General features: G+C 67.4%; 22 protein-coding genes. 6 read left to right on the plus strand and 16 right to left on the minus strand.

The annotated features are described in order from the left end of the window. The first annotated feature begins 31 nt into the window (after window positions 1-31). Window positions 32-853, plus strand: a complete 822-nt coding sequence (locus tag AC1DP9_RS00935) for an IclR family transcriptional regulator (protein ID WP_092290486.1) — start codon at window positions 32-34, stop codon at window positions 851-853. A gap of 21 nt (window positions 854-874) precedes the next feature. Here AC1DP9_RS00935 and kynA read toward each other — a convergent pair whose 3' ends face one another. From kynA to kynB, 3 genes are read right to left on the minus strand one after another with little or no spacing between them, the layout of a single operon-like run. Continuing rightward, window positions 875-1,759, minus strand: a complete 885-nt coding sequence (kynA, locus tag AC1DP9_RS00940) for a tryptophan 2,3-dioxygenase (RefSeq protein WP_477106379.1) — start codon at window positions 1,757-1,759, stop codon at window positions 875-877. A gap of 12 nt (window positions 1,760-1,771) precedes the next feature. Further along, window positions 1,772-3,025: a kynureninase gene (kynU, locus tag AC1DP9_RS00945; RefSeq protein ID WP_477106380.1), complete on the minus strand. Its 1,254-nt coding sequence runs from the start codon at window positions 3,023-3,025 to the stop codon at window positions 1,772-1,774. 30 nt (window positions 3,026-3,055) lie between these two features. Then, complete coding sequence (gene kynB / locus AC1DP9_RS00950) at window positions 3,056-3,712, minus strand: arylformamidase (protein ID WP_477106381.1); 657 nt, start codon at window positions 3,710-3,712, stop codon at window positions 3,056-3,058. 158 nt (window positions 3,713-3,870) lie between these two features. Between kynB and AC1DP9_RS00955 the strand changes: the two genes are divergently transcribed. Next, complete coding sequence (locus tag AC1DP9_RS00955; RefSeq protein ID WP_092290478.1) at window positions 3,871-4,359, plus strand: Lrp/AsnC family transcriptional regulator; 489 nt, start codon at window positions 3,871-3,873, stop codon at window positions 4,357-4,359. Between the two features lie 18 nt (window positions 4,360-4,377). Here AC1DP9_RS00955 and AC1DP9_RS00960 read toward each other — a convergent pair whose 3' ends face one another. The 6 genes from AC1DP9_RS00960 to AC1DP9_RS00985 all read right to left on the minus strand — a co-directional run bounded on the left by AC1DP9_RS00960 (window position 4,378) and on the right by AC1DP9_RS00985 (window position 12,213). Then, on the minus strand, window positions 4,378-4,941 hold the full coding sequence (locus tag AC1DP9_RS00960) for a flavin reductase family protein (protein ID WP_092290476.1): 564 nt from the start codon (window positions 4,939-4,941) through the stop codon (window positions 4,378-4,380). 225 nt (window positions 4,942-5,166) lie between these two features. Continuing rightward, window positions 5,167-6,243, minus strand: a complete 1,077-nt coding sequence (locus AC1DP9_RS00965) for a DUF72 domain-containing protein (RefSeq protein WP_477106382.1) — start codon at window positions 6,241-6,243, stop codon at window positions 5,167-5,169. Beyond that, the gene (locus tag AC1DP9_RS00970) at window positions 6,240-7,490 is read right to left on the minus strand and encodes a class I SAM-dependent methyltransferase (RefSeq protein WP_477106383.1); all 1,251 of its coding nucleotides are present in this window, start codon (window positions 7,488-7,490) and stop codon (window positions 6,240-6,242) included. Before AC1DP9_RS00970 ends, AC1DP9_RS00965 begins: the two co-directional genes overlap by 4 nt. 148 nt (window positions 7,491-7,638) lie before the next feature. Beyond that, a complete protein-coding gene (pdxH, locus tag AC1DP9_RS00975) occupies window positions 7,639-8,277 on the minus strand; it encodes a pyridoxamine 5'-phosphate oxidase (protein ID WP_092290875.1) in 639 nt (212 codons plus the stop codon). A gap of 93 nt (window positions 8,278-8,370) precedes the next feature. Next, window positions 8,371-9,567, minus strand: coding sequence for an MFS transporter (locus AC1DP9_RS00980; RefSeq protein WP_092290470.1), 1,197 nt, complete (start codon window positions 9,565-9,567; stop codon window positions 8,371-8,373). A 321-nt stretch (window positions 9,568-9,888) separates the two neighbouring features. Further along, window positions 9,889-12,213, minus strand: a complete 2,325-nt coding sequence (locus tag AC1DP9_RS00985; RefSeq protein ID WP_441590607.1) for an AsmA family protein — start codon at window positions 12,211-12,213, stop codon at window positions 9,889-9,891. A gap of 237 nt (window positions 12,214-12,450) precedes the next feature. Here AC1DP9_RS00985 and AC1DP9_RS00990 point away from each other — a divergent pair, with 237 nt between their 5' ends. Further along, window positions 12,451-13,335, plus strand: a complete 885-nt coding sequence (locus AC1DP9_RS00990) for a tRNA threonylcarbamoyladenosine dehydratase (RefSeq protein WP_477106384.1) — start codon at window positions 12,451-12,453, stop codon at window positions 13,333-13,335. A gap of 31 nt (window positions 13,336-13,366) precedes the next feature. Here AC1DP9_RS00990 and AC1DP9_RS00995 read toward each other — a convergent pair whose 3' ends face one another. Beyond that, entirely contained in the window at window positions 13,367-13,945 is a 579-nt protein-coding gene (locus tag AC1DP9_RS00995; RefSeq protein WP_092290463.1) for a P-loop nucleotide/nucleoside kinase family protein, read from the minus strand. A 154-nt stretch (window positions 13,946-14,099) separates the two neighbouring features. Here AC1DP9_RS00995 and AC1DP9_RS01000 point away from each other — a divergent pair, with 154 nt between their 5' ends. After that, window positions 14,100-14,558: a bacteriohemerythrin gene (locus tag AC1DP9_RS01000; RefSeq protein WP_092290461.1), complete on the plus strand. Its 459-nt coding sequence runs from the start codon at window positions 14,100-14,102 to the stop codon at window positions 14,556-14,558. Between the two features lie 18 nt (window positions 14,559-14,576). Here AC1DP9_RS01000 and trxA read toward each other — a convergent pair whose 3' ends face one another. After that, window positions 14,577-15,422 (minus strand): thioredoxin, encoded by an 846-nt coding sequence (trxA, locus tag AC1DP9_RS01005; protein ID WP_092290459.1) that lies wholly within the window; start codon window positions 15,420-15,422, stop codon window positions 14,577-14,579. A gap of 191 nt (window positions 15,423-15,613) precedes the next feature. Here trxA and AC1DP9_RS01010 point away from each other — a divergent pair, with 191 nt between their 5' ends. Next, window positions 15,614-17,311, plus strand: a complete 1,698-nt coding sequence (locus AC1DP9_RS01010) for a long-chain fatty acid--CoA ligase (protein WP_477106385.1) — start codon at window positions 15,614-15,616, stop codon at window positions 17,309-17,311. A 12-nt stretch (window positions 17,312-17,323) separates the two neighbouring features. Here AC1DP9_RS01010 and AC1DP9_RS01015 read toward each other — a convergent pair whose 3' ends face one another. Together AC1DP9_RS01015 and AC1DP9_RS01020 are read right to left on the minus strand one after the other, a co-directional pair. Continuing rightward, window positions 17,324-18,136 carry an ankyrin repeat domain-containing protein gene (locus AC1DP9_RS01015; protein WP_092290455.1) on the minus strand — a complete coding sequence of 271 codons (813 nt, stop codon included), beginning with the start codon at window positions 18,134-18,136 and terminating at the stop codon, window positions 17,324-17,326. 28 nt (window positions 18,137-18,164) lie between these two features. Then, window positions 18,165-18,959: a gamma-glutamylcyclotransferase gene (locus AC1DP9_RS01020; RefSeq protein ID WP_477106386.1), complete on the minus strand. Its 795-nt coding sequence runs from the start codon at window positions 18,957-18,959 to the stop codon at window positions 18,165-18,167. Window positions 18,960-19,107: 148 nt separating this feature from the next. Between AC1DP9_RS01020 and AC1DP9_RS01025 the strand changes: the two genes are divergently transcribed. Beyond that, window positions 19,108-19,428 carry a hypothetical protein gene (locus tag AC1DP9_RS01025; RefSeq protein ID WP_092290450.1) on the plus strand — a complete coding sequence of 107 codons (321 nt, stop codon included), beginning with the start codon at window positions 19,108-19,110 and terminating at the stop codon, window positions 19,426-19,428. Between the two features lie 78 nt (window positions 19,429-19,506). On the opposite strand, the gene AC1DP9_RS01030 is transcribed toward AC1DP9_RS01025, so the two are convergent. From AC1DP9_RS01030 to AC1DP9_RS01040, 3 genes are all read right to left on the minus strand, one after another. Then, window positions 19,507-19,854 (minus strand): FKBP-type peptidyl-prolyl cis-trans isomerase, encoded by a 348-nt coding sequence (locus AC1DP9_RS01030; protein WP_092290448.1) that lies wholly within the window; start codon window positions 19,852-19,854, stop codon window positions 19,507-19,509. Window positions 19,855-19,912: 58 nt separating this feature from the next. Beyond that, window positions 19,913-20,461 (minus strand): YaeQ family protein, encoded by a 549-nt coding sequence (locus AC1DP9_RS01035; protein ID WP_092290873.1) that lies wholly within the window; start codon window positions 20,459-20,461, stop codon window positions 19,913-19,915. A gap of 150 nt (window positions 20,462-20,611) precedes the next feature. After that, complete coding sequence (locus tag AC1DP9_RS01040) at window positions 20,612-20,920, minus strand: hypothetical protein (RefSeq protein WP_477106387.1); 309 nt, start codon at window positions 20,918-20,920, stop codon at window positions 20,612-20,614. Between the last annotated feature and the right edge of the window lie 122 nt (window positions 20,921-21,042).

The following is a 21,042-nucleotide window of genomic DNA, read 5'->3' on the forward strand; positions in this document are numbered from 1 at the left end:
AGGTGGATCATTCTTCTCATGGAGCCACGCCTTGGCCACTTCCTCATTGCCCGCCCCGGCGGCAAACGCCGATACCGAGCGCCCCGCGCGCGAAAGCGATCCGAACTTCGTGACGGCGCTGGCGCGCGGCCTGGAACTGCTCCGTTGCTTCCGCACCGGCGAGGCGATGCTCGGCAATCAGGATTTCGTGCGCCGCACCGGTTTTCCGAAGGCGACGGTCAGCCGGCTGGCCGGCACGCTGGTGCAGCTGGGCTACCTGCGCTATGACGACAGCCTGGGCAAATACGCGCTCGATGCCGGCGTGCTGGCGCTCGGTTTCTCGTATTTATCCGCCTCGGACGTGGTGGCGCTGGCGCGTCCCCACATGCTGGCGTTCGCGCAGGCGTATGGCGTGTCGGTGTCGCTCGGCAAGCGCGAGCGGATGGAGGTGATCTATCTCGAATCGATACGAAATGACGCCGGCGTGATGCTCGGCCTCGGCGTGGGGTCGCGGCTCTCGCTGATGTCGAGTTCGATGGGGCGCGCCTATCTGGCCGCGCTGCCGGCCGCGCGACGCGAGCGCGTGCTGGGCGAATTCGCACTGGCCTATCCGGAGCAGTGGAAGCAGCAGGAGGCGCCGATGCGCGCCGCGCTGGCCGAGGCTGAGCGGCTGGGTTATTCGGCCTCGTTCCGGGACTGGCATCCCGCTATCCACGCCTGCGCCGTGGCGTTCCGGCCGGTGGGGGAGAAGGACCTGCACATGATTAGCTGCAGCGCGTCGTATGGCACGGTGGCCGAGCAGGTGTTCCACGAGACCCTGGCCCCGGCGCTGCAGGCGCTGGGCGCGCGGCTGTCCGACCCCGGCGCGCGCTGATCGAACGCGGGGTATTTGCCATCAAAGGTCCGTGCGCAGCTTCCACAGTTCCGGGAACAGCACCACGTCGAGCATCTTGCGCAGGTAGCCGACGCCCTCGGTGCCGCCGGTGCCGCGCTTGAAGCCGATCACGCGCTCCACCGTGGTCACATGGCGGAAACGCCATTGCCGGAAAGCATCTTCGAGGTCGACGAACTTCTCGCCCAGCTCGTAAAGCTCCCAGTATTTGGACGGATTGCGATACACCTCGAGCCAGGCTGTCTCCACGGACGCGTTGTAGGTCGTCGGCTGGGTCCAGTCGCGCTCCACCACCTCGGCGTCGATCTGGAACCCGCGCCGCGCCATCAGGCGGATCGCCTCGTCATACATCGACGGCGTGTGCAGCGCGGCATCCACCAGCGCCAGATGCTCGGGCCGGTGCGCGTGCGGGCGCAGCAGCGCCGCGTTCTTGTTGCCGAGGATGAACTCGATCTCGCGATACTGGTACGACTGGAACCCCGATGACGCGCCCAGGTAGGGCCGCATCGCCGAATACTCGGGCGGCGTCATCGTCGCCAGCACGTTCCACGCCTGCACCAGCTGGTCCATGATGCGCGACACGCGCGCGAGCATCTTGAAGGCCGGGCGCAGTTCGTCGTTGCGCACGCCATCACGCGCGGCGCGCAGCTCGTGCAGCATCAGCTTCATCCACAGTTCCGTGGTCTGGTGCTGGACGATGAACAGCATTTCGTTGTGGTCCGGCGAGCGCGGATGCTGGGCGCTCAGGATCTGGTCCAGACCCAGGTAGTCGCCGTAGCTCATGTCCTGCGCGAAGTCCATCTGCGCGCCGTGCCACTTGTCGTCCGCCGCATCGCCGGTGTTGGCCGATGCGCCGTGTCCCATCGGACATCCCTTGAATTCGCTCATGGTCCGCTCCGCTCAGGTCACTGCCGTCCGCACGGCGAAGCGCGCGTCGCGATAGGCGCCGCTGTCGAGCACGTCTCGCAGAATCTCCACGGCGTCCCAGACTTCCGTGAAGCTTGTGTAGAGCGGCGTGAAGCCGAAACGGGCGATGCCGGGCTCGCGATAGTCGCCAATCACGCCACGTTCGATCAGCGCCGCGACCAGCGCGTAGCCGTCCGGATGGACGAAGCTGACCTGGCTGCCGCGCCGGGCGTGCTCGCGCGGCGTGACCAGGGTCAGCGGGTGCGTGGCGCAACGCGCCTCCACCAGCGCGATAAACGCATCGGTCAGTTTCAGGGACTTCGCGCGCAGCGCGGTCATGCTGGTCTGGGCGAAGATGTCCAGCCCGCATTCGACCATCGCCAGCGAGGTCACCGGCTGCGTGCCGCACAAGAAGCGGCCGATGCCCTCGGTGGGGCGGTACTGCGGCGACATCGCGAACGGCGCCTGATGGCCCCACCAGCCGGACAGCGGTTGCCAGAACGCGTCGCGCAGCGCCGGCGCCACCCAGACGAAGGCCGGCGAGCCGGGGCCACCGTTCAGGTACTTGTAGGTGCAGCCAATGGCGTAGTCGGCGCCGGCCGCGGTCAGGTTCACCGGCACCGCCCCGGCCGAGTGGGCGAGATCCCACACCGTCAGCGCGCCGCGCGCGTGGGCCAGTTCGGTCAGTCCGGCCATGTCGAGCATCTCGCCGGTCTTGTAGTTGACGTGCGTCAGCATCAGCACAGCGGTGTCGGGGCCCACGGCGGCTTCGATCTCGGCCGGGCTGTCCACCAGGCGCACCGAGTAGCCTTGCTGGAGCAGGTCGGCCAAGCCCTGGGCGATGTAGAGGTCGGTCGGGAAGTTGCTGGCCTCGGAGACGATCACGCGGCGTGCCGGGTCGCGTTGCTGCTGCACGCGCAGCGCGGCGGCCAGCACCTTGAACAGGTTGATCGAGGTCGTGTCGGTGACCACCACCTCGTCGTGCCCGGCGCCGATCAGCGGGGCCAGCCGGTTGCCGAGCCGGCGCGGCAGATCGAACCAGCCCGCCGAATTCCAGCTACGGATCAGGCCCTCGCCCCATTCGGCGGACACCACTTCGGCGGCGCGCGCGGCGGCGGCACGCGGACGGGCGCCGAGCGAATTGCCATCGAGATAGATCACGCCGGCAGGCAGCGCGAACTGCTCGCGCAGGCCGCGCAGGGGGTCGTCACGGTCGAGCGCGACGCAGTATTCACGGGTCAAATTCATGGGCTGGAAATCAGACGATTCTGAAAAAGGTCAGGCGAGGGCGCGCAGGATGGCGCGTACCGGGCTGGCATCGAGCGTGGCAAGGCGCAGCGGCAGGGCGATCAGTTCGTAATCACCCGCCGGCACGTCGTCGAGCACGATGCCTTCGAGAATGGCAAGCCGGTGGTCGCGCACGGCGTGGTGCGCGTCCATCGTCTTCGAGTCCTGGGGGTCTAGCGAGGGGGTGTCGATGCCGACCAGCTTCACGCCGTGGCGGGCCAGCAGCGCGATCGTCTCGGCGGCCACCGCGCAGAAGTCCGCATCCCACGTGCCCTGCGGCGCCGTGGCGTAGGTGCGCAGCAGCACGCGCGGCGGCGTGCCGGCCAGCGCGGCTTCCACGTGGCGCGGCAACACGTGCCGGCCGGCGCCGATGCAGTCGATCACGCGGCACGGGCCGAGGTAGGCGTCGAGCGGCACCGCCCCAATCGGCGCGCCATCGGCCACGTAGTGGAGCGGGGCATCCGCATGGGCGCCCGTATGGGGCGACATCGTCATCCGGCCGACATTGACCGGGCACTGGCCATCCATCACCCAGGCGGGGTCGTGCTGGAACGGAGTGTCGCCGGGCCACACCGGCGTGGCCGGTGAGACGGGTGGGGTGATGTCCCAAATACGGCGGGCATCGTGAAAATCGGGGGCGTGGGGCATGGGGGCGGCAGGGATCATGAAGATCGTCGCGTCGATGACCGCATCATAGTCAAAAGCGCCCAGAAGAGGCTTGCGAAATGCCCCGTCTGGCGGGGCATGTTTCGCATAGAATTGTGTAGATTGAATTGAAATTCGCAGATTCTGCGACAAAGACCGCAATGACCCTCGACCCCATCGATTTGCGCATCCTCACCTGCCTGCAGGAGAACGGCCGCATCAGCAATCAGGATCTGGCCGACAAAGTGGCGTTATCACCCTCCGCGTGCCTGCGGCGCGTGCGCTTGCTGGAGGAGCAGGGGGTGATCGGCGGCTATCGCGCGTGGTTCGATGCCGAGCGGCTGGGGCTGGAGATCGAGGCCATCGTGCAGGTGTCGATGCGCCACGACCTCGAAGGCTGGCACGACACCTTCAACGCGGCCGTGCAGGCGTGGCCGGAAGTGCTGACCGCCTATGTGATTACCGGCGACAGCAACTACATCCTGCGCGTGCAGGCGCGCAACCTGAAGCACTACTCGGATTTCATCGTCAACCGGCTCTACCGCACGCCGGGGGTGATGGATATCCGCTCGAACATCGTGCTCCAGCGGATCAAAACGGATGGTTCGCCGCTGGCGGCGCTGCATGCCGACCAGGGCGGGAAAGCGTAGGGGAGGGAGGGGGACGGCTTAGCGGTCCAGTGGCGAGACCGTGGAGAACTGGCCGCCCTGGAACACCAGCGGCTGGCCGCCGCAGTCCTGCAGACCGCAGCGCTCCACTTCGCCGACGAAGATCACGTGGTCGCCTTCGTCGTAGCGGCTGCGGTTATGGCATTCGAACCAGGCCAGCGCGTTGGCGAGGATCGGCAGGCCGGTTTCGGAGAGGCGGTAGTCCACGCCGGCGAAGCGGTCGCCCTTGAGCGAGGCGAAGCGCTGGCATAGATCCATTTGCGACGCGCAGAGCACATTGATGATGTAGTGCGTCCCATCGCGGAACATCGGCAGGCTGTTGGCGCGGTTGGCCATGCTCCAGAGCACCAGCGGCGGGTCCAGCGAGACCGAGTTGAACGAGCTGGCTGTGATGCCGACGAACGGCGCGCCGTTGGCGTACGGATGCCCCGCCGCGCGCGTGGTGATGACGGTCACGCCGGTGGCGAACTGCGACAGCGTCCGCTTGAAATGCTGCGAATCGAAGTCGGGCGAGGCGGCCTTGCGGCCCGTGATGGGGTCGTCGTCCTCGGCAGGCATGCCCATGTCTCGGGCTCCACACAAATCCATGATTTTCATTGCATCGTCAGCCGGTACGCCTTGTACGGATGTCACCTTGCGCCGCGCGCAGGGGCGCGTCGGTGGGATTTCGTACAAAACGGGCCGGAATCGCGGCGGCCGAAACCCGGCGCCGATCGTCCCCCGATTGTAGCGGAGTCCGGACATTTGCCCGACGGTAGGGTCTTTCGCGCCGGCTGGCCCGATACGCGTTCAGAGCCGGTCCGCGATGGCCTCGGCCAGCCGCGCGATGCTCAGCGGCGCGCAGCCTTCGGCGTTGTTGCTGACGATCACGTAGGCCGGCTGGCCCGTGCGCAGCGTGCGCGCCACCACATCGGCAATGGCGTCGCGCGTCTCCGGGTCAGGTTCGACGATCTTGTCGAATGGACCGTAGGCCTTCTCGGCCATCGCATAGGAGCGGCCTTCGCGCAGCATCCAGCGCAGCACCAGCGGGCCGGGCGCGCCCTCGTCCATCAACGCCTGCGCGGCGGACTGGCGGGCCACGGGYGGCAGGCGGTCGCGCGCGGCGAGGCAGAAGCGCACGCCACGGTCCCGCAGCAGGCGGATGTAGCGCGGCGTGAGCAGGGCCGCGTCGCGGATCTCCACCGCGTAGCAGGCGTGCGGGGTCAGGGTGGGGTCCAGCGGCGGCAGCGCGGCCAGGAAGGCGTCCAGCCGGGCGAGGAGGGCGGGGCCGTCATCGCCCACGCCCGCCAGCGGCGACAGTTGGAACAGCAGCGGCCCGCAATGCTGGCCGAGCCCGCCTGTGGCCGGCACGATGCAGTCCCGGATCGCGATCTCGGGATTGAGGAAGCCCGCGTTCGGCAACCGCCCGGCGCCATCGGGCCCGCGCAACCAAGCATCGCAAACGCTGGCCGGCGCCTTGACGAGGAAGCGGAAGCCCTCGGGCACCTGTGCCGCATACTGCATATAGTCGGTCAGCGGGATCGGCCCGTAGAAGCCCCGGTCGATCCCCGCCGCGCGCAGCAGCGGATGCTGGCCGCAGGCGCGCAGCCCCTTGCGCGAGAGCAGGCTCTCGCTGTACTGGCCATCGTAGACCAGCCCGTGCCAGCCCGGATATGACCACGACGAGGTGCCGAAATGGAGGTTGGGCGGCAGCCGCTGGCCGAGCGCGACCAGCGCGGCGTCGGGCGTCCACGGCGCGACGACCTTGCCGGCGGGCTTCTTCTTGGGCAGTTCGCCAGCCGCAGGATCGGCGGCTGGCGAGGGTTCGGAGGAGGCGGGGAGCGGCGATGCGGGTGCATCGCCGAACAGGTCAAGCGTATCGTTCAATCGATTCTGACGGCATTGCCGATCGTGGCGTCATAGATATAGCGTCGCGACCAAGGCAGGGTGTCGGCCGGGCGGCGCGCCTTGTGGCACACCACCTGGTAGATCGACATCTGGTCGGTCGTGAACGCGTGGGCGGTACCGGCCAGGTAGATGCGCCAGATGCGGTATTTCTTCTCGCCGACCATCTTCCGGATCGTCTCGCCGTTGGCCTCGAAGTTGTTGGCCCAGTGGAACAGCGTCTGGGCGTAGTGCCGGCGCAGCAATTCTACGTCGAAGCCTTCGAGCCCGCCCTGCTGCAGGGTCTGGAGCACCATGCCGATGTGCGGCAGCTCCCCCTGCGGGAACACGTAGCGATCCATGAAGCCCGAGCCGTCCATCGGCACCTCGCCGCTGTGCGGGTCGGTGGAGGTGATGCCGTGGTTCATGGCCACGCCGTCGTCCGCCAGCAAGTCGCGAATGCGGCCGAAATAGGCCGGCAGGTTGGCCTTGCCCACGTGCTCGAACATGCCGACGCTGGTAATGCGGTCGAACTGGCCGGCGGTGTCGCGGTAGTCCTKGAGGCGGATCTCGATGCGGTCAGACAGCCCGGCGGCGCGTACACGTTCGGTGGCGAGGTCGAACTGGTTCTGCGAGAGCGTGATGCCCACGCAGCGCGCGCCGAACTTCTGCGCGGCGCGCAGCACCAGCGCGCCCCAGCCGCAGCCGATATCGAGCAGGGTCTGGTCCGGCTGGAGCCGGATCTTGGTCAGGATGTGGTCGATCTTCTTCAGCTGCGCGGTGGCGAGGTCTTCATTGCCGTGCTCGAAGTACGCGCACGAATAGACCATGTTCGGATCGAGCCAGAGCTTGTAGAAGTCGTTCGAGACGTCGTAGTGATACTGGATCGACGCCTGGTCTTCCTGCTTGGTATGGGTGAAGTGTTCGGCCACACGGGCGAGGGCGCCGCCGGCACTGCGCGCGGCTGCGGCGGAGAAGCCGAAGGCGACGTTGATGATGTCGGCCAGGCGGCCTTCGAGGTCGATCTTTTCCTGGACATACGCCTCGCCGAGGTTGTCCAGGCTGGGTACCAGCAGCAGCGGCAGGGCGGTGGCCTCGCGTACCGTCAGGGTGACGTCGGGCTTCTCGAAATGGCCGAGCGGGTACTCTTTGCCATTCCAGAGCCGGAGCTTCACCGGCAGGTTGGCGTGCTCGCGCACGTCGGCGATCCAGCTGTCGAGCTGCTTGTCCAGGGCTTGTTTGAAAAACATGCGGCTTCCTCCCGAATTGGTTGCGGCACACCTCTCGTACGACCCTAAAACTTTACGCCAAAAGTTTGGATTGTGCAGTGCGCGTCCCCGGACGCCGCTGTCTGCCGCGTACTTGTCTGAACAGGCAGACAAGTACGCGGCGCGGGATTCAGGGCGACAGCCGCACGATATTCCAGCTGCCGTCGTCTTGCTTGCGATAGCCGATGCGGTCGTGCAGGCGCGACGGGCGGCCCTGCCAGAACTCGATCCAGGTGGGCGCCACGCGATAGCCGCCCCAGTGCGCGGGGCGCGGCGGGTTCTCGCCGAACTTGCTGCGGAAGTCGGCCTCGCGGGCCTCGAGCACGTCGCGGCCGGGCACCTCGCGGCTTTGCTCGGACGCCCACGCGCCCAGCCGGGAGCCAAGCGGGCGCGAGGCATAATACGCGTCGCTCTCGGCCTCATCCACCTTTTCCACGATGCCTTCCACGCGCACCTGCCGCTCGAGCTGTACCCAGTGGAACAGCAGCGCCGCGCGCGGGTTGGCCTGCAGGTCGAGCCCCTTGCGGCTCTCGTAGTTGGTGAAGAACGTGAAGCCGTTGGCGTCCATGCCCTTCAACAGCACGATGCGCGCGGACGGCTGGCCGTCGGCATGAACCGTGGCCAGCGTCATGGCATTCGGCTCGGGCAGCTTGGCCTGGAGCGCCTCGTCGAACCAGGTCTGGAACTGGCGGATCGGGTCGGCGGCCACGTCGGATTCGGAAAGCGCGCTCAGCATGTAGTTGCGGCGCAGGTCGGCTAGTTGGGTCATGTCGCGATCACGAAGGAAGATGCACTTCGAGTATAGCGAATGCGCCGCGCAGCGCATTTGCGGTGTCGCAAATCGCCGCGCTTGTTTTAAGCTTTATTCGATCTCCGCCACTCGCGGCTTGCGGGACTGGTTGCGGGAGTAATAGCCCGCCATGCCCATCGCGCCTGCCATCGAGAGGAAGATCGGCAACATGCCGAGCGCCGTGCCGACCACACCGAAGGTCAGCGGCCACACCACCTGGCTGGTGTTGAGCACGGCCGAGCGCAGCCCGAGGGCCTCCCCGGCGCGGCCCGAGGGCGAGGCGGTATGGAGGATGTTCATCACATTGGGCTGTGCGCTGCCGAGCGCGAGGCCCAGCACGAAGGCCAGCCCGCACATCAGCCAGAATTCGGCGACGAAGGGGTAGACGAGGTAGGCCATGGCGCCCACCATCAGCGCGGTCCGAATGATCTTCCATTCAGACAAATGGCGCGACACCAGCGGCATGGCAATGCGGATGGCCAGCGTGGCGAGGGCGAACGCGCCGAGCACCCAGCCGATGGACGACGGCGACAGGCCGATGCGCGAGCCCTGGATCGGGATCAGGAACGCGTGCAGGTCCCACGCGGCCGAGAGCACCGCGCTGGCGATAAACACCGCGCGCAGTTCGGGATGCTGGAGCAGGTCCAGCGTGGAGCGGCGGCTGCCGTCCTCCACCGCGATCCGCCCGGCGTTGCCGCCCGTGGCCGGCAGGCGCGGCCGCACGTACTGGAGCCCGGCCTGGCCGAGCAGCGCAACCACCACCAGCACGCAGAACGCGGGCCGGAAGCCAGCGTGTTCGATGACATAACCCATGACCACCGGGCCGAGCGTGCCGGACACGGACAGCCCGAGCGCGTGATAGGTGTAGTTGCGCAGCCGCGTGTCGGGCGTGGAGACCTGCCCGATCAACAACTGCATGGCCACCTGGACCAGCATGAAGCCGACGCCGATCAGCGCGCACGCGACGTAGAGCGCGCCGATTTCCGGCCAGATCGCCGGCAGCAGCGTGCCGCCCACCACCATCAGCGAGCCCGCCGTCATCGGCAGGCGTGGGCCGATCTCGTCGATACGGCGCCCGGCGCGGATCGCCAGGAACATCGGCAGCAGCGCATAGAGCGCCATCAGCATGCCGAGCGTGACCGTGGAGGCTTTGAGCGAGATTGCAAACAGGGAAACGACGACGCGACTGGCGTTGAACGCCACGTGATTGCACACCGTCAGGGCGATCAGCCAGCTGATCGGCGGAACGGCGGCGTGAGGCAACGTCATGGGACGGGGCAGGTAGGGGGGAACTGCGTGGATCGCGCCGCCGGCAAGGTCTCCGTCCGGGTCGAAAAGTGCGCGAGAAAAAATAAGTGCGGCCGTGGCCGCACCTCACAAGGGCACCGTCACCGGACTGGAACCGGCAGCGACGACCGATGCATGCCATTCTGTTCAATGCTTTGCTTGTAAATGGCCGTTTAATTATGCGACCGTCCCGGGTCCGGACACAATGGTCATGTGGGGGGAAGTGCAAATCCGCAACACCCGGGGCCGATAGATACGGATCGGATGTTGCGGATTTCGTCGAATGACGAGGTGAGGAGGGCCTTATCCGCCCTGATAAAGCTGCGCGTCGTTGGACGGCTGCATCGGCTTCTGCTGGACCGATGGCGTGGGCTTGCGCGGCTCGGTCGGCGCCGGGCCCGGCTGGCCCTGCGCGGCGGCCGACTTCGACGGCGACTCGGGAATCGCCGGGCCGGCGGCCTGCTTGCCGGCGCCGCCGGTGGCCGGGTCCTGATAGCTCTTGCCCGGCGGTGGGGCGGTCGGGCGCTTCTTCAGCTCGGCCAGCAGGCGGGCGCACTGGCTTTCGTCGCCGCCGGGCGAGAGGTCCAGCAGGGGCACCACCAGCGCCACCGGCGCGGTCAGCGCCAGCGCCAGCGCGCCGCCCGCCCGCAGGGCCAGCACGGCGATGTTCGGGCTCACCGTTGGGTTCTTGAACGTGCCGCCCACATACAGCGGCGACCGCAGCGAGATGATCCGCAAGCCCTTGGAATCGGGATGGATGGTCAACGCCAGCCGCTCCTCGCCGAAGTCGATCGCGCCATCGGTGGTGATCACGGCGTCCTGGGTGTCGAGCACGAAGGTGCGGGCCCGGGCGATGCCGTCCTTGACCGCGAAGTCGCTCACGCCGCAGTTGATCTGCACGGGTTTGTCGCCGAACAGCTTGGAAACCACCACGCTGCCCACGTTCAGGCCGATGGCCTCCAGGATGAACTTGCTGACCGTGCCGTTTTCCACCAGCAGCTTGGCCTCGCCGTTCGACGAACCCATCAGCGCGGCGACCGAGTTGCCGGTGCCGGACAGCTTGGCGCTGCCATTCACCTCACCAACGCTGGCGCGCATCGAGTCCGCCTTCGGGAACAGTTGCTTGAGCTTCAGGTGGCGCGCGGTCATGTCGACCATGGCGCCCATCGGCTCGCGCTTGCCGTCCAGCCGGATCGTGGAGACGAGGTTGCCGCCGGCCACGCCGAAGTTGAGCGGGTCGAGCAGCAGCACGCCATCGGTCAGCTTCAGGTGGGTCTTCAGGTCGGTGATCGGCAGGTCTTCGTCGCGGACGATGCGCTTGCCGGTGAACGTCACGTCGGCGTCGATCTCATCCCAGCGCTCGGTGCGGAACGGCGCCACCGGCAGCGCCTTGTTGGCTGGCTGCTTGACCGGGCTCTCGGAGGCAGCCTGGCCGGGCTTGGCATCGGCGCCGATCAGCGGCGCGAGGTCGGCGAACAGCAGTTGCTTGGACACCAGCTCGCCAGACAGCAGCGGGCGCGGCGAGCGCTGGGCGAAGGTGAGCGTACCGCCCAGGTCGCTGCCGCCGACCTTGCCGGTGAAGTCCCGATACGTATAGGACGACGCCCCTTTCTTGAGCGTGGCCACAAGCCGGCCGCGCGTTTCATACGGTGGGGTGGAGGGCAGCACGATGCCGGTCAGCGCGTAGAGCTTGGCCATGTTGTCGCCGGACAGCATCAGGTTGACGTCGAGCGCGCCCAGGTGGGCCGGGTTGGTCAGCGTGCCTTCGATGACCGCGCGGGTGGCGCCCACGCGCACATCGGCCTGCACGGGATAGGGCGTGTTGACGTCGCGCAGGCTCAGTACCGTGCCGGCCTTGCCGCTGGCGTTGATGGTGGCCTGGTTGTAATGCCCGACTGCCTTCCAGCGGATGCCGTAGCGGCTGTCGGGCGCGGTGTCCTTGGTGTCTTTGGTGTCCTTCGCGTCCTTGCTGTCCTTGGCGATGGGGGCCGAGGCATCGACGGCCGATGCATCGGTCGGCGGCACCAGCGCGCCATCGCGGGCCTTGTCGTAGAGCGCCTGGTCGCCCACGGTGTCCAGCGTGGCCTGCATGTCGATCTTCTCGGCGGCATCGGCCAGTGCCAGATTGCCGCGCTGCAGCACGACCTCGCCAATATCGAGTTCCCAGCTCGACTTGCCGGTCTTGGGCCCGGTGTCGAAGGTCCAGTTGTTGCGCTTGTCGGCCAGCCGCTCGAGCCAGACGGCCGGGCTGTCCACGACGATGGTCGGCACGGCGATCTGGTGCGCCAGCAGCGGCAGCGGGCGCAGTATGAAGATGACCTCCCGCACGGTGGCCATATTGGGCGCTTTGGCCCAGTCGGGGTTGCCCACGGTAATGTCCCGGGCCGACAGACGCGGCCACGGCACCAGCGTGCGCCAGCCGGCCTCACCCTGCGCGCGCTTCCAGGTGACGACGAGGTCGCCATTGATCGCAAACGGGCGGCCGATGGCCAGCGACACCTTGTCGTTGAGCCAGGGCTTGAGACGATTCCAATCGAAAGTCAGGATGACGATGACCAGGATCGCAATCAGGGCGAGCGGGGTGAACACGCTCCAGAGAATGATTTTTTGTCGGCGCGAGGCGGGCATGAGGTCGGACTCCTGTTGGCGCGCAGGGCCGGGCCGGCGTGGATAAGCCTGGCCTGCCATGCGGCGGATCAACCACTGCACATCCAATTTTAGGGGAGCGCGCCGCGCCGGCTTGTCGGCCTTGCGCTGACATTGCGGTCGCCGGACCGCCGATTTTTGGCGCCAGCCGGGCCGGCCGGGGTGACATAAAATAGCGAAATTCGCGATTTTTCCGCTTTGCGCGCTCCTCCCCCTGTCATGACCATTGCCGAGCTTTCCGGGCTGCCCGAGCCCCTGACCCACGAGACCCCCGAGGACGACGACTACCACCGGCGTTTCGGCGGCGTGGCGCGGCTGTACGGGCCGGATGGCATGGCCCGGCTGGAGGCGGCCAGCGTCTGCGTGATCGGCATCGGCGGCGTGGGCAGCTGGGCGGCCGAGGCGCTGGCGCGCAACGCCGTGGGCCGCATCACGCTGATCGACCTCGACCACATCGCCCCGTCGAACACCAACCGCCAGATCCATGCGCTGGGCGATGCCTATGGCCGCGCCAAGGTGGAGGCGATGGGCGAGCGCATCGTGGCGATCAACCCGCGCTGCCGCGTCTCGCAGATCGACGATTTCGTGACTGAGGAGAACGTCGCCGAACTGCTGAGCGGCTTCGACTACGTGATCGATGCCATCGACGCCGTGAAGATCAAGACCGCCATCCTCGGCTGGACGCGGGGGTCCGGGCGCGGCGCGCGCATCCTCACGTGCGGCGGAGCAGGCGGGCAGCTCGATCCCACGCGGGTGCGGCTCGAGGATCTTTCCCGGACCGTGCAGGACCCGCTGCTGGCCAAGGTGCGCGGCAACCTGCGCCGCCAGCACGGTTTCCCGCGCAACCCGAAGCGGAAGTTCAACATCCTGGCCGTGTATTCCGACGAACCGGTGCGCTATCCGGAGCCCGAACAGCAGGCTTGCGAGATCGACGAGGCCCCGCCCGCGCCGCGCGAGGCCCCGCAAGGGCTGGCCTGCGCCGGGTATGGCTCGTCGGTGGCAGTGACGGCGGTGTTCGGCTTCGTGGCGGCGTCGGCCGTGATCGGCGCGATTGTGGCCGGCAACGATGCCCGGCCGGCGACCGACGCAGCGGACGAGGACTGAGGATTGAGGACTGAGGATTGAGCGCTGAGCGCTAGCTCGCCAGGGTGCGCAGCAGGCCGTCCAGTGCGGCGGCGTCCGGGGCCAGGTTGTCGAAGAAGATCAGTTCGGGATACTCGGCGGGGTCCGGCATGAAGCGGCGTGTCCGATACGCCTCCCAGTGGGTGAGCTTGTAGGCATCGTTGGGATTACCGCGCCGGACAATGCGCGCGTGCGCCTCGTCCTCGGGCAGGTGCACCCAGACCACCTCCGTGCGCGTGCCGGCCGGCATGTGCAGCCAATCCGGATCGGTCAACTGGTGGGCGCGCACTTCGCGCGAGAGCGGCCCCACCACCAGCACGCTGATGCCGAGCATCAGGTTCTCGCGCGCGGTGTCGAGCAGGCCCTGGTATTCGGGGTCGCGCAGGTTATCCAGATAGGCTGGGCTGTCGCGGTCGTTCGGGTCGCCGGTGATGGCGCCCATCGCCGCCGCGCTGTAGCGCCCATAGAGCGTGTCCTTGTCGAGGATGCAGAACGGCTCGCCGGTGGCCTGCATCAGCGGGCCGATCAGCTTGTGGGACAGCGAGGTCTTGCCGGTGCCGGCGTGGCCGCAGAAGAAAATCAGTCTTGGCATGGCGGGAAGGGGCGCGTCGGCCACAGCGGGGGTGCGAACGGCAAGGATACCCCGCATCGGTCCGATAACGACTTGTAGATTTGCGGAAAATCAGATCGACGCGGCGGGAAATCGGTATCCTTGCCGCGTTACCGACTTGCTCCTTGCCCGCCACATGTCCGCCGCCGCACTCGACACGCAAGATCCCTATCAAGGACTGTCGTCCGAGGGCCTGCCCGAAGCGCTACGCCTCGGGGAGCCCGTGACCGACGCCACCCACGCCGAATTCCTCCAATTGCTCGATGCGGCCGCCCGCGCCGACGACGCCGGCTTCCTGGAAGCCTATGACGCGTGGATCGACCATACGCGCCATCATTTCGCGCAGGAAGAACAGTGGATGGAGGCGATGGGCTTCGGCCCGCGCCATTGCCATGCGGGCGAGCACCAGCAGGTGCTGGCCGTTGCGCAGGCCGTGCGCGACAAGGTGGCGGAGGAGGGGGTGGTGAGCCTGGGACGCCGGCTCGTGGGTGAGCTGTCCGGCTGGTTCGACCAGCACGTGAAGTCGATGGACGCCATGATGGTCGAACACATGCAGGCCAACGGCTTCACGCTGATCGAAGGCCCCCAGGACTGAAGCCGGGGGGCTCCTAGCTCAATTCAGCGCCGCGCTAAGCTGGCGGCGCCAGCGCGAGACCACGTCGGGCCGGCCGGCAAGCAGGTCGAACACCGACAGCATGGTCTTGCGTCCGATGTCTTCCTCGAAGCCGCGGTCGCGGCGCACGATTTCCAGCAGTTGTTCCAAGGCGGGCTCGTACTCGCGGCGCGCGATCAGCGCGTTCGCCAGGTCGAGCTTCGCGCCCAGATCGGCCGGATTGGCCTGCACGCGGGCGATCAGCGCGGAGGCGTCGGGCAGGTCGTCCACGTGCCGCAGCGCCTCCAACTGAGTCTGCACGGCGGCGTAGCCTTCCTCCTGCGGGGCGCGCGGCGATAGCCGGGAGAACTCGGCCTCGGCGGCGTCGACCTCGTTGTGATCGAGCAGGAAGCTGGTATAGGCCAGCCGTGCATCGTCGGCGCCCGGATCGAAGGCCAGCGCGGCCTGGAAGGCGGCGCGCGCCCCCTCGGCATCGCCAGCGGCCACCAGTTCGCGGGCCTCGTGCAGCGCCTGCTCGCCCGGGTTCGGGGTCAGGCGGTCCAGGAATTCACGCAGGCCCGACTCCGGCAGCACGCCGACGAACTGGTCTACGGCCTGCCCATCGGCAATCGCCACCACATGGGGAATGCTGCGCACGCCGAAGTGCGCGGCCAGCTCCTGGTTCTCGTCCACATTGACCTTGGCGAGCTTCCACTTGCCGCCGGATTCGGCTTCCAACTTCTCCAGCATTGGCCCCAGCGTGCGGCATGGGCCACACCAGGGCGCCCAGAAATCGACCAGCACGGGCACCTGCCGCGACAGTTCGATCACATCGGCCTCGAAATTCTGCAGGGTGACGTCGCTCATGTTCTGCCTTTCGGAATGGTGGAGGCCGGATAGCGGCCGGACCTCCCTATTGTGAGGGCGAAGCCGCGGAAAGCAACCTTTGGCCGACCCCGATCGGGAAAACCTCCGCTTGAAAATAGAACGGTCGTTCAGTTATATTGCCCCTCTGTTGACGAAACCAAAAAGCCGGTCGCAAAGACCCAGGAGACAAGATGACCACCACGCCCGCGCGCCCGCATTTCCAGTTCTGGCCGAAGCGTCTGCCCACGCAGATCGTGCTGCCCGAGACCTCGCTCTGGTACAACCTCGAAGTCTCCGCGCACCGCTACGCCGAGAAGCCGGCGATCCGCTACTTCGGCAATGCCATCACGTTCCGCACGCTGGAGGCGCAGGCCACGGCGCTGGCGGGCTGGCTCCAGCAGAAGGCCGGCGTGAAGAAGGGAGACCGCGTGCTGCTGTATATGCAGAACTGCCCGCAGTTCATCGTCAGCTACTACGCGATCCTGCGTGCCGACGCGGTGGTGGTGCCCGTCAACCCGATGAACCGTGCCGAGGAGTTCAAGCACTACGTGAGCGATGGCCAGGCGCGCGTGGCGATCTGCACGGCAGATCTCGCCGCCGGCGTGGCCCAGGCCAACGCCGAACTGCCGGCCGACCAGCAGCTCCAGCACGTGCTGGCCACGCAGTACGCGGACGCGCTGCCGGCCTCCTACGAACATCCCGAAGACGCGCCGCCCGCGTGGATCACCGCCGAGCATCCGCTGCCGGCAGGTGCCACACCGTGGGCCGAGGCGCTCGGCGCCGGCCTGCAGCCGGGCCCGCACACCGCCGGCCCGGACGACATGGCCGTGATGCCCTACACCTCGGGCACCACAGGCTTCCCCAAGGGCTGCATCCACACCCATCGCTCGGTCATGCATAACGTGATCGGCGGCGGCACGTGGTCGGGCAGTGGCGCGGAATCGGTGATCCTGTCGGTCCTGCCGCTGTTCCACGTGACCGGCATGCAGTACGGCATGAACGGGCCGATCTACAGCGGCGCCACCGTGGTCATGCTGCCGCGCTGGGACCGCGAAGTGGCCGGCCGCCTGATCTCGCGCTACCAGGTCACGCACTGGACCAACATCCCGACCATGGTGATCGACTTCCTGGGCAGCCCGAACCTGGCCGCCTTCGACATGACCAGCCTGCGCTACATCGGCGGCGGCGGCGCGGCCATGCCGCAGGCGGTGGCCGAGCGGCTCAAGGAACAGTTCGGCCTCAGCTACCTGGAGGGCTATGGCCTCTCCGAGACCATGGCGCCGACGCACAGCAACCCGGCCGAACGCGCCAAGCTCCAGTGCCTGGGCGTGCCGACCTTCAACACCGAGGCACGCGTGATCGACCCCGTCACGCTGCAGGAACTGCCGCCGAACGAAGTGGGCGAGATCATCGTGCGCGGCCCGCAGGTCTTCAAGGGTTACTGGGGCAAGCCCGATGCCACGCGCGACGCCTTCATCGAGTTCGAAGGCCGGACCTGGTTCCGCACCGGCGACCTGGGCCGCATGGACGATGACGGCTACTTCTTCATCACCGACCGCCTCAAGCGCATGATCAACGCGTCCGGCTTCAAGGTCTGGCCGGCCGAGGTGGAAAACCTGCTCTACAAGCATCCGGCCGTGCAGGAGGCGTGCATCATCGGCACGCGCGACGCCTATCGCGGCGAGACCGTGAAGGCCGTAGTGGTGCTGCGCACCGCCGCCAAGGGAAATACCACGCCGGAAGACATCATCGAATGGGCGAAGGAGAACATGGCCGCGTACAAGTATCCGCGCGTGGTCGAGTTCGTCGATGCATTGCCGAAGTCCGGCACCGGCAAGGTGATGTGGCGCCAGCTGCAGGAGAGCGAGAACGCGCGCACCAGCGCGTAATTCGCCTGCCGATCAGTGCCCGCGGGCGCGCATCAGCATCCTGACCATGGTCTTGTAGCCGCGCTCGCGTGCATGGCGGGTGGGCGTGACGCCTTCACGGTCGGCGAGGTTGGCGTCCGCGCCCGCATCGAGCAGCAGTTGCACCACTTCCTCGTAGCGCGCGCTGCCGTCGCCGAGCACCACGGCCTCGAGCAGCGCAGTCCAGCCGAGCTGGTTCACGTGGTCCACGCTGAGCCCGGCCTTCAGTAGCAATTTCACGATTTCGACATTGCCGTGCTGGCTCGCGGCGATCAGCGCCGTGCCGTCGTAGCGGTCGGTGCTGCGCGGGTCGGCGCCGTGTGACAGCGCCAGCCGCAAAATGTCGATCTGTCCCGTGGCAGCCGCCACCAGGAACGGGCTGTTCGACTCCCCATCCTTGCGATTCACATCGGCGCCGGCCATGATCAGCGTGCGCGCCACCTCGTTGCGCCGCATGTAGACGGCGGCCAGCAGCGCGCTGCGGCCGCGTTCGTCCACGGCCTGCATCGACGCCCCGGCAGCGAGTAGCCGATTGACGAGTTCCGAGTCGCCAATGCTGGCGGCGGTGATCAGGTTGCGGTCCAGCGCGGCCATGCCGTCGCTGCGCGGTGGCAGGGCGGGGGAATCGACCGGACGCGGCGAGCGCGGCCCCTGCGCGAGCATGGAGCCGTTGCCGATGCCAGTCAGGGTGCGCGCCAGCGTCTGGCCGCCCTGGCCGGCGAGCAGGCCGCCGCCCATCAACAATCCCAACAACCCGAGCATTTCGGCGATGGCCTGGCGGCGGGGGCGGGTCTGGGAGCGCGTCATGGGGAGGGCGTGTAGGGCGCTGGGTGGCTCAGACGGTTTCGTGCGGCGCGTCGGCGGCGGCGATGCCGTCCGTGCCGTCGGCCTGCATGACGGGCGGCCGGTGGCGGTGCGGGTCGTCCCCGGCCGGGTGCGCGGCATCGGCGACGTCGCTGTCCTGCAGCAGGCGCCAGAGGCGGCCCAGGTAAGGATCGTCCACGCCGTTGGTGGCCAGGCCCAGCAGCGTCTGCTGGAGATATTCGCGCGCCGGGCCGTACAGGCCGCAGGCGTGGCGCAGGCAGTCCACCACGCGGTTATCGGGCAGGCGGCCCGCGTAGGCGGGATGTTCGCGGTTCATCACAAAGGCCAGCGCGCGGGCCTCCGGGGCGTCCGGGTCATTGTCGAGTTTCACGCGCAGCCAGCGCGGATGATAGGCGCCGGTCAGCATCTCGCGGCGCCAGAGCAAGCGGAATTCCTGCTCGATCACATGGGCCGGGATGCGGAACACCATGCCGGTGCAGCAGCCGCCCCGGTCCAGGCCGAGCACGAGTCCGGGGTTGTCCCAGGTGCCCCGATTGATCCGGGAATAGAGGTAGAAGCCGCGATGGTAGCCATGCACGGTGGCCAGGCGCCGGTCCGTGTGGACCACCATCGGATTCCAGATCAGCGAGCCGTAGCCGAACAGCCAGACATCGCCGTGCATGGCATCGCCGTCAGGCCGGGCGGCCAGCGTGTCATGGAGCGATTGCTCGATATCGGCCTCAGGCAGCAGCGAGGACGCGACCGGGGTGCTGCACAGCGATGCGCGCAGCCTGTCCGCTTCGAGGTCCTGTCTGGTGATGGCCATGGATGCAAGGATAATCCAAAGCGTATTGATCCGTCGCAAGGAAGCCACAGACGGGGAGTGGGGTGTGTGTCACAGGCAACGGTTTGCCATGCGCCCGCCGGGCCGGCAAGTCTCTACAATGAGGGCCTGACTTCTTGGAGAACCGGTCATGGCGCGTACGCTTACCGTGGTGTTCGGCAGTGGGAAGGAATTCGATTTCACGCTTGGCGATGCCGAGCTGGCGGCCGTGACCGAGGAGGCCGCGTGGCGCTGGTTCGACCGCGAATATGCCGAACTGGACTGCCAGGCATCGAGCCCGGTGGGCAAGGTGCTCGTCATCGACAAGATCTTGAACGTGGCCAAGTTCTCGGGCGAGAACCGCTTCAGTGGCAATGCCGAGTGGGCACAGGACTTCGCACGGCACGCCGGCCGGCTGCTGGACCGCGACAAGGTCCGCGTGGACGTGGGGAATGCGGCGATCGGGTTCTGAACCCTCGAGTTTCAGATTCCACGATGTAAAAACGGACGCCGAGGCGTCCGTTTTTATTGGGTCAGGTCAGGCCGAGGCTCAGACCGACAGCAGTTCCACTTCGAACAGCAGCGTGGCGTTCGGCGGAATCACGCCACCGGCGCCACGGGCACCGTAGCCCAGGTCGGCCGGGATCACCAGACGGCGCGTGCCGCCCACCTTCATGCCCTGCACGCCTTCGTCCCAGCCACGGATCACGTGGCCGGCGCCCAGCGGGAACACGAACGGGTCGTTGCGGTCCTTGCTCGAATCGAACTTGCGGCCAGCCTGGTCGTTCTCGTACAGCCAGCCGGTGTAGTGCACGGTCACGTGCTGGCCTGCGCGGGCTTCGTCGCCAGCGCCGACAACGGTGTCTTCGAATTGCAGGCCGGAGGGAGTGGTTTGCATCGCAATCTTCCTGTTTTTGGTTGATGAAGCGTTATCTGGGGCTCGGGCGGCGACCCGCTCAGCCGGCGGCGCGCTGGAGCACGTCGAGCGTCAGCTGCACGTTGTGGTCGTCGTCGCTGACCCAGATCTCGGCGTCCTGGATGGTCACGGACAGGCGCATGGCGCGCTGCGCCATGCCGGCCAGTGCCTCCACGGCTTCCGACGGCACATTGTAAATGGTCACGTTGCGCAGCTTGCTGGCCTTGCCAGCCATGCCCTTCCACCATTCGCGCGCGCTGGCGCTCTGATAGGTATAGACGGTGACGCGGTCCGCGCGGGACGAGGCGCGCCGCAGCCGGGATTCGTCGGGCTGGCCGAGTTCCACCCAGTGGGCGATCTCGCCGGTCAGCGTCTTGTCCCAGAGGTCGGGTTCGTCGGGCTCGTCGAGGCCGCGCGTGAAGGTGAGGGACTCGGACGCCTCGCAGGCGAAGGCCAGCAGGCGCACCATCATCCGCGCGTCGTTCTCGGACGGATGCTGGGCGATGGTCAGCGTATGGCTGCCGTAGTAGGGCCGATCCATGTCCGATACGGACAGTTCGGCCTTGAAGATGGTGGACTTGAGCGCCATGGAATCACGGGAAATGCGGGCTCGCGCCGGCCACGGGATGCCATCCGGCACGGCGCGCGAAGGCCGCATCATACGTGATCCGCGTGGGCAGGCGATGGAAAACCATCGCCCGAAGGTGCGTTGGCGCGCGGAGCCCGGGCGGGCCTTCGCTCAGGACTTGCGCTTGTGGCTGACCCAGAAGCGCAGCACCGCCGACACCAGCACGAGCGCCAGGAACGCGGCGGCCGCCACCAGCGCGAGGCCGGCCTTGCTGTTGATCTGGCCTTCGAGCACCACGCTGACCAGCAGCGTGCCGACCATGACGGCTAGCAGCGGCAGCAGCAGGGCGCCACGGCCATAGGTCTGGTAGGCCCAGAGCGGGAATTTGCGGACGGTTTGGGCAGGGACGCTGCAGGCCAGGCAGGCGCCGGCTGCGGCCAGGGACGCCGCAACGACGTCTCCGACGTGAATAGTGATCATCTCGACTCGCGAATCGCCGGATACGCTGGGGGCGGAACGCGGCAGGATGGGAACGGGCAAGGCGCTGATTTTACTGAAATTTTTCCCGGCAAAGGTGACGCGGGGTCGTCATCGGGATCGAT

This window comes from Cupriavidus sp. 01L43, assembly GCF_056399925.1.